This window comes from Citrobacter sp. S55_ASV_140, assembly GCF_018919505.1.
GTDB lineage: Bacteria > Pseudomonadota > Gammaproteobacteria > Enterobacterales > Enterobacteriaceae > Citrobacter > Citrobacter werkmanii.
Window position 1 is genome coordinate 1 of record NZ_JAHLQZ010000268.1, and the last position, 4,271, is coordinate 4,271.

At 51.5% G+C, this 4,271-nt stretch carries 4 protein-coding genes; all 4 read left to right on the forward strand.

From position 1 onward, the window contains the following. Positions 1-489: (d)CMP kinase (gene cmk / locus KQJ18_RS22145; RefSeq protein ID WP_216422748.1), on the forward strand; the 489-nt coding region annotated here is incomplete at its 5' end. A gap of 113 nt (positions 490-602) precedes the next feature. After that, complete coding sequence (gene rpsA, locus KQJ18_RS22150) at positions 603-2,276, forward strand: 30S ribosomal protein S1 (protein WP_003035776.1); 1,674 nt, start codon at positions 603-605, stop codon at positions 2,274-2,276. A gap of 159 nt (positions 2,277-2,435) precedes the next feature. Beyond that, positions 2,436-2,720, forward strand: a complete 285-nt coding sequence (gene ihfB / locus KQJ18_RS22155; protein WP_003035780.1) for an integration host factor subunit beta — start codon at positions 2,436-2,438, stop codon at positions 2,718-2,720. 205 nt (positions 2,721-2,925) lie between these two features. Next, a partial coding sequence (locus KQJ18_RS22160; RefSeq protein WP_216422749.1) for a DNA internalization-related competence protein ComEC/Rec2 occupies positions 2,926-4,271 on the forward strand: 1,346 nt, incomplete at its 3' end.

Genomic DNA, 4,271 nt, shown 5'->3' on the forward strand with positions numbered 1-4,271 from the left:
CACCTGGATGTGCGTTTTATCTCAACGGACGGCAACCTGGAAGTCATTCTGGAAGGTGAAGATGTTAGTGGCGAAATCCGCACTCAGGAAGTGGCAAATGCCGCATCCCAGGTGGCTGCTTTTCCCCGCGTGCGCGAAGCGCTTTTACGTCGTCAACGCGCGTTTCGCGAAGCGCCTGGCCTGATTGCCGACGGACGCGATATGGGAACCGTCGTGTTCCCGGATGCGCCGGTGAAAATTTTTCTGGACGCCTCCTCGCACGAACGTGCGCATAGACGTATGCTACAGTTGCAGGAGAAGGGCTTTAGTGTTAACTTTGAACGCCTTTTGGCCGAGATCGAGGAACGCGATTACCGCGATCGTAACCGTGCTGTAGCGCCGCTGGTTCCCGCTGCTGATGCTTTAGTTTTGGATTCAACCCGATTAAGCATTGAGCAAGTGATTGAAAAAGCGTTACAATATGCGCGCCAAAAACTGGCACTCGCTTAAGTGCGACCGAATTTGCAGTACCCCCGTTGCAATGGACTGACAGCGGGTATGTTAAACAACCCCATCCGGCATGGAGCCAGGTGGACGTTAAATATGAAACCTGAAGATTAAACATGACTGAATCTTTTGCTCAACTGTTTGAAGAATCCTTAAAAGAAATCGAAACCCGTCCGGGTTCCATCGTTCGTGGTGTTGTTGTTGCTATCGACAAAGACGTAGTACTGGTTGACGCTGGTCTGAAATCTGAGTCCGCCATTCCGGCAGAGCAGTTCAAAAACGCCCAGGGCGAGCTGGAAATCCAGGTTGGTGACGAAGTTGACGTTGCTCTGGATGCAGTAGAAGACGGCTTCGGTGAAACCCTGCTGTCCCGTGAGAAAGCTAAACGTCACGAAGCTTGGATCACGCTGGAAAAAGCTTACGAAGAAGCTGCAACCGTTACTGGTGTTATCAATGGCAAAGTCAAGGGTGGCTTCACTGTTGAGCTGAATGGTATTCGCGCGTTCCTGCCGGGTTCCCTGGTAGACGTTCGTCCGGTCCGCGACACGCTGCACCTGGAAGGCAAAGAGCTTGAGTTCAAAGTCATCAAGCTGGATCAGAAGCGTAACAACGTTGTTGTTTCCCGTCGTGCCGTTATCGAATCCGAAAACAGCGCAGAACGCGATCAGCTGCTGGAAAACCTGCAGGAAGGCATGGAAGTTAAAGGTATCGTTAAGAACCTCACTGACTACGGTGCATTCGTTGATCTGGGTGGCGTTGACGGCCTGCTGCACATCACCGACATGGCATGGAAACGCGTTAAGCATCCGAGCGAAATCGTAAACGTTGGCGACGAAATCACTGTTAAAGTGCTGAAGTTCGACCGCGAGCGTACTCGTGTATCTCTGGGCCTGAAACAGCTGGGCGAAGATCCATGGGTAGCTATCGCTAAGCGTTATCCGGAAGGTACCAAACTGACTGGTCGCGTGACCAACCTGACCGACTACGGCTGCTTCGTTGAAATCGAAGAAGGCGTTGAAGGCCTGGTTCACGTTTCCGAAATGGATTGGACCAACAAAAACATCCACCCGTCCAAAGTTGTTAACGTTGGCGATGTAGTGGAAGTTATGGTTCTGGATATCGACGAAGAACGTCGTCGTATCTCCCTGGGTCTGAAGCAGTGCAAAAACAACCCATGGCAGCAGTTCGCGGAAACCCACAACAAGGGCGACCGTGTTGAAGGTAAAATCAAGTCTATCACTGACTTCGGTATCTTCATCGGCCTGGACGGCGGCATCGACGGCCTGGTTCACCTGTCTGACATCTCCTGGAACGTTGCAGGCGAAGAAGCAGTTCGTGAATACAAAAAAGGCGACGAAATCGCAGCAGTTGTTCTGCAGGTTGACGCAGAGCGTGAGCGTATCTCTCTGGGCGTTAAACAGCTCGCAGAAGATCCGTTCAACAACTGGGTTGCACTGAACAAGAAAGGCGCAATCGTAAACGGTAAAGTCACTGCAGTTGACGCTAAAGGCGCAACCGTAGAACTGGCTGACGGCGTTGAAGGTTACCTGCGCGCTTCTGAAGCTTCCCGTGACCGCGTTGAAGATGCAACTCTGGTTCTGAGCGTAGGCGACGACGTTGAAGCTAAATTCACCGGCGTTGATCGTAAGAACCGTGCAATCAGCCTGTCTGTTCGTGCTAAAGACGAAGCTGATGAGAAAGATGCAATCGCAACTGTTAACAAACAGGAAGATGCAAACTTCTCTAACAACGCAATGGCTGAAGCTTTCAAAGCAGCTAAAGGCGAGTAATATCAAGTTCTCTAAATCCTTTGTGCCGTTAACAGCACAAAGGGTGACGAGTAGCTTGACAGATTACAGGATTCGTCCTGTAATCAATGACAAAGGGCGGCTACGGCCGCCCTTAATCAATGCAGCAGCTAATTATGCCTTTAAGGAACCGGAGGAATCATGACCAAGTCAGAATTGATTGAAAGACTTGCAACCCAGCAACCTCATATTCCCGCGAAAGCGGTTGAAGATGCAGTAAAAGAGATGCTGGAACATATGGCCTCGACTCTTGCGCAGGGCGAGCGTATTGAAATCCGCGGTTTCGGCAGCTTCTCTTTGCATTACCGCGCACCTCGCACCGGACGTAATCCGAAGACCGGCGATAAAGTGGATCTGGAAGGGAAATACGTTCCGCACTTTAAACCAGGTAAAGAACTGCGCGATCGCGCCAATATTTACGGTTAAGTTTTTAGCGAGACTTAACGCCGAGGAAAGCACCTGCATGGGTGCTTTTTTCATTTCTGCAGGCCCATACTGGAATCCCCATCCCAATTAATTCGCATGTTACATCCGCCGCCAAAGATCAGCGGAACGCGTGCCGTATAACAGTAAATTGTCGCCAGACAACCGTTGAGTATTACTACACACTCCCCGCAACAGGGAGGTATTGATGAAAATAACAACGGTGAGTACGTGTGCATTGTGCGGCATTCTTCCTCTGATGCTATTACCCGCGCTACCTGAGATGCTGAGCATCAGCGTTGTATTTTGTCTGGCATGTCTGCTCTGCCTTTTTCCCCACAAACATATGCGTTTCGCCGGGTTGACCCTGCTGTTTTTTCTTTGGGGAATAATGGCGGCGAAAGATGCACTTTGGGCGGGTAATATGCTTCCTGCTAAAAACCAGCAGGCAATTGTGCGCATAACCGGAACCGACAATATGACCACGCACTATGGTCAGATCACGCACATGCAGGGGCGGCGAATCTTTCCTGCGCAAGGAATTGTGCTGTATGGGCAGTACCTGCCCGGCGACGTTTGCGCGGGCCAGACATGGGCGATGACGCTAAAAGTTCGCGCCGTACACGGTCAATTAAATGAGGGAGGATTTGACAGTCAACGTTATGCGTTAGCACAGCATCAGCCGCTGACGGGACGGTTCTTACAGGCTTCGGTCATCGCGCCACACTGTAGTTTACGTTCGCGATATCTTGCCTCGCTGAAAATGGCACTCGCCGACTATCCCTGGCAGCAGGTCATACTGGGGCTGGGAATGGGAGAGCGCTTGTCCGTGTCACAAGAGGTAAAAGCCATTATGCGTGATACCGGCACGGCGCATTTGATGGCTATCTCCGGGCTGCATATTGCGTTTGCCGCACTTTTGGCGGGAGGACTGATTCGCGGTGGACAATTTTTTATGCCAACCAGATGGATTTGCTGGCAGGTTCCATTGATTGGCGGGATTATCTGCGCGACATTTTATGCATGGTTAACGGGGCTTCAGCCTCCTGCATTGCGCACGATTGTCGCGCTGATGGTCTGGGGGGCGCTGAAGCTAAGCGGCAGGCAGTGGAGCGGATGGTCGGTCTGGGTCTGTTGTCTGGCAGCCATCGTGGTGGTGGATCCTCTCGCTATTCTGTCACAAAGTCTGTGGTTGTCTGCTTTTGCCGTCGCGGCGCTGATATTCTGGTATCAGTGGGTACCTTTACCTGCCTGGTCGCTCTCTCGCATTGGACGCATACTGCTGGCGCTCGCTCATCTGCAACTGGGTATCACGATTCTGCTTTTGCCTGTGCAAATTTCGATGTTTCACGGCATAAGTCTGACTTCATTGGTGGCTAATATATTTGCCGTACCGCTGGTCACGTTTATTTCCGTACCGCTGATACTAGCCGGCATGCTCGTACATTTAACCGGTCTGGGAGGGCTGGAGTCGGGGTTGTGGTATTTAGCCGATCGGTCTCTGGCGCTGTTATTTGGGGGACTTAATGCTCTGCCTCAAGGCTGGATTAATAT